General features: G+C 76.9%; 1 protein-coding gene. It reads right to left on the bottom strand.

Annotated features, from left to right (window positions below; all coding sequences use genetic code 11):
* Nucleotides 1-3,510, bottom strand: a 3,510-nt coding sequence (locus tag ACIWVC_RS34350) for an SDR family NAD(P)-dependent oxidoreductase (protein ID WP_396455173.1), incomplete at both ends; no start/stop codon positions are given.

The following is a 3,510-nucleotide window of genomic DNA, read 5'->3' as shown; positions in this document are numbered from 1 at the left end:
CACCGTGACGCCGCCCACCAGCGCCAGATCGCACTCGCCCGAACGCAGCGCCTGAGCCGCCAGATGCAACGCCACCAACGACGACGAACACGCCGTGTCCATCGTCACCGCCGGACCCTCCAGACCCAGCGCATACGCCACCCGACCCGACGCCACACTGCCCGCGCTGCCGTTGGCGAGGTATCCCTCAAGGTCGGCGGGGGTGCGGCCGGTCAGCCGGGCGGCGTAGTCGTGGTACATCATCCCGGTGAACACGCCGGTGCGGCTGCCGCGCAGCGCCGTCGGGTCGACGCCGGCGCGCTCGATCGCCTCCCACGACACCTCCAGCAGCAGCCGCTGCTGCGGGTCCATCGCCAGCGCCTCACGCGGCGAGATCCCGAAGAAGCCGGCGTCGAACAGGTCCGCGTCGTGCAGGAAGCCGCCCTCGACCGAGTAGGTGGTGCCGGGGTGGTCGGGGTCGGGGTCGTAGATGCGGTCGGCGTCCCAGCCGCGGTTCGCGGGGAAGCCGCCGATCGCGTCCTCCGCGTCCGCGACCAGCCGCCACAGGTCCTCCGGGGACCGGACGCCGCCCGGGTACCGGCACGCCATCCCGACGATCGCGATCGGGTCCTCGGTGCGGGCGGCCGCGTGCACCGCCTGCCGGGAGCGGGCCCGTACCCCGAGCTCCTCCTCCAGGAGGCGCACCAGGTCGGCGGGCGTCGGGTAGTCGAACACGAGGGTGGCGGGGAGCCGCACGCCCGTCACGGAGCTGAGCCGGTTCCGCAGCTCGACGGCGGTCAGCGAGTCGAAGCCGAGGGCGCGGAACGCCTGGTCGGCCGCGATCCCGTCCGGGTCCGGGTCGTCCAGGACGGCCGCGGCCTCCTGGCGGACGAGGCGGAGCAGCGCGGCGGGGCGCTCGTGGTCCGGGAGGTCGGTGAGCCAGGTGGGCGCGGCGTCGCCGGACGGCGTTCCCGGGCTCCGCCGGGGCGCCAGGTCCCGCATGACCGGCGGGAGGTGCCGGGCGGTGCTCATCGCGCGCGGGTCGAGCCGGGCCGGTACGAGCAGCGCCGCGTCCTGCGCGGTGGCGAGGTCGAACAGGGTGAGGCCGTCGTCGGCGTCCAGCGGCAGCATCCCCGACCTGGACATCCGGGCCCGGTCGAGTTCGCTCAGCCCGCCCGCCATGGTGCCGCCGGCGTCCCACACGCCCCAGGCGAGGGACGTGCCGGGGAGGCCGCGGGCGCGGCGGTACCCGGCCAGCGCGTCCAGGAACCGGTTCGCGGCGGCGTACGCGCCCTGCCCGGGGGCGCCCGTGATCCCGGCGGCGGAGGAGAACATGACGAAGGCCGACAGGTCCATGCCGGCGGTCAGCTCGTGCAGGTGCAGGGCCGCGTCGGCCTTGGCGGCGAGGACGGCCGCGACCCGCTCCGGGGTGAGCGCGGTGACCACGCCGTCGTCGAGGACGCCGGCGGCGTGGACGACGGCGGACAGCCGCGTGTCCGTGAGCAGCGCGGCCACCGCGTCCCGGTCGGCGAGGTCGCACGCCTCGACGCGGGCGGTCGCGCCGAGCGCGGCCAGCTCGGCGGCCAGCTCGGCCGCGCCCGGCGCGTCCGGGCCGCGCCGGGACACCAGCAGCAGGTCGCGCGCTCCCCGCTCGGTCACGAGGTGGCGGCACAGCCGGGAGCCGAGCGCGCCGGTCGCCCCCGTCACGAGGACGGTGCCGGAGCCGAAGTCCGCGGGCGTCCCGCCGGTCTCCGCGCGGAACCGGGTCAGCCGGGGCGCGAAGGCGGTCCCGCCGTGCAGGGCGAGCTGCGGTTCGCCGGTGCGCAGCGCCGCGCCCGCCGCCGCGGCGGCGTCCGTGCCCGGGTCGGCGTCGACCAGGACGATCGCGCCGGGGTTCTCGGTCTGCGCGGAGGCGGCGAGGCCCCAGACCGCCGACATCGCCGGGTCCACGGCGTCCGCGCCGGGGTGGACGCCGCGGGTGACGACGACGAGCGTGCCGTCCGGCTCGTCCGCCAGGTGCCGCTGGATCTCCGCGAGCGCCCAGACGGTGGCCTCCCGGGCCGAGAGGCCCGCCGGGCATTCGGCGACCGACGCCGCGCCGGGGCCCGGTTCGGCCGGGCCGAGCTCGGCCCACTCGACGCCGTAGAGCATCGTCGCGACCGCGCTTCTGGCCTGCGCGCCCAGTTCCTCCCACGGGATCGGCCGCAGGACGAGCGAGTCGACGGTGACGACCGGCCGGCCGTCGCCGTCCACCGCGGCCAGGCCGAACCTGCCCTCTCCGGAGGGCGTCAGCCGTACCCGCAGCGCGGACTGCCCGCGCGCGGCGAACTCCACCCCCGTCCAGGAGAACGGCAGCAGGTCCGCGCGGTCCGCCCCGGCGGCGCCGGTCAGCCCGATCGCGTGCAGGGCGGCGTCGAGCAGGGCGGGATGCAGCCCGAAGCGCGCGTGCTCGTCGCCCGTCTCGTCGGGCAGCCGCACCTCGGCGAAGATCTCGTCGCCGCGCCGCCACGCCCTGCGCAGGCCCTGGAACACCGGCCCGTACCGGAATCCGCGTTCCGCGAGGTTTGCGTAGTGGTCGTCGATCGGGATCTCGGCGGCCTCCGGCGGCGGCCAGGCGCCGACATCGGCGGGCCGGGTCCCCGCCGCCTCCTCCACGACGCCGGTGGCGTGGCGGACCCAGTCCGCTTCGCCATCGGAGCCTGCGCCGGCGTCTGCGGTCCTGGAGTAGACGCGCAGGCTCCGCCCGCCGCCCTCTCCCGGCGCCGACAGCCGGACCTGGAGCTGGACGTCTCCGTCCGCGGGGAACACGCACGGCCGCTCGATGGTCAGTTCCGCGACGCGCCCGCACCCGCCCAGGTCGCCGACCTGGGCGGCCAGCTCGACGAAGGCCGTGCCGGGCAGCAGCACGCGGTCGGCGACCACGTGATCGGCGAGCCACGGCTGCGCGCGGGTGGACATGAGCCCCGTCACGACCAGCTCGCCCGCTTCGGCGAGCACGACGAGCGCGCTCAGCAGCGGATGGTCGACGGAGGCGAGCCCGGCCCGCGCCAGGCCGGCCGCGCCGGTGCCCGCGGCGTCGAGCCAGTACCGGCGGCGCTGGAACCGGTAGGTGGGGACGTCGTCGGCCAGCCGGCCGCCCCGGTCGGCCGCCGGCGCCGTCCAGTCGACCGCCGTCCCGGCGACCCACAGCTCCGCGAGCGCCGTGAACAGCGCGTCCACCTCGGCGTGCCGCGCGCGCATCGCCGCCGCGAACACCTGGCCGTCCGGTTCGACCGTCTGTTGCGCGAGCGCGGTCAGGGTGCCCTCGGGGCCGAGTTCCAGCCAGCGGCGCACGCCGCGGCCGTGCAGGTCCGCGACCATGTCGGCGAAGCGCACCGGCTCGCGGACGTGGTCCACCCAGAACGCCGGCTCGGTCACCCTGGGCGGGAGGCCGGCGAGGCCCGGCTCGTTGAAGGTCAGGTCTGCGACGACCCGGCCGAACTCTTCCAGCATCGGGTCCATCAGCGGGGAGTGGAACGCGTGGCTGACCTG

This window comes from Actinomadura sp. (assembly GCF_044508335.1).
GTDB lineage: Bacteria > Actinomycetota > Actinomycetes > Streptosporangiales > Streptosporangiaceae > Spirillospora.
The sequence above is the reverse complement of the archived record's forward strand: the minus strand, read 5'-3'. Positions and strand labels throughout refer to the sequence as shown.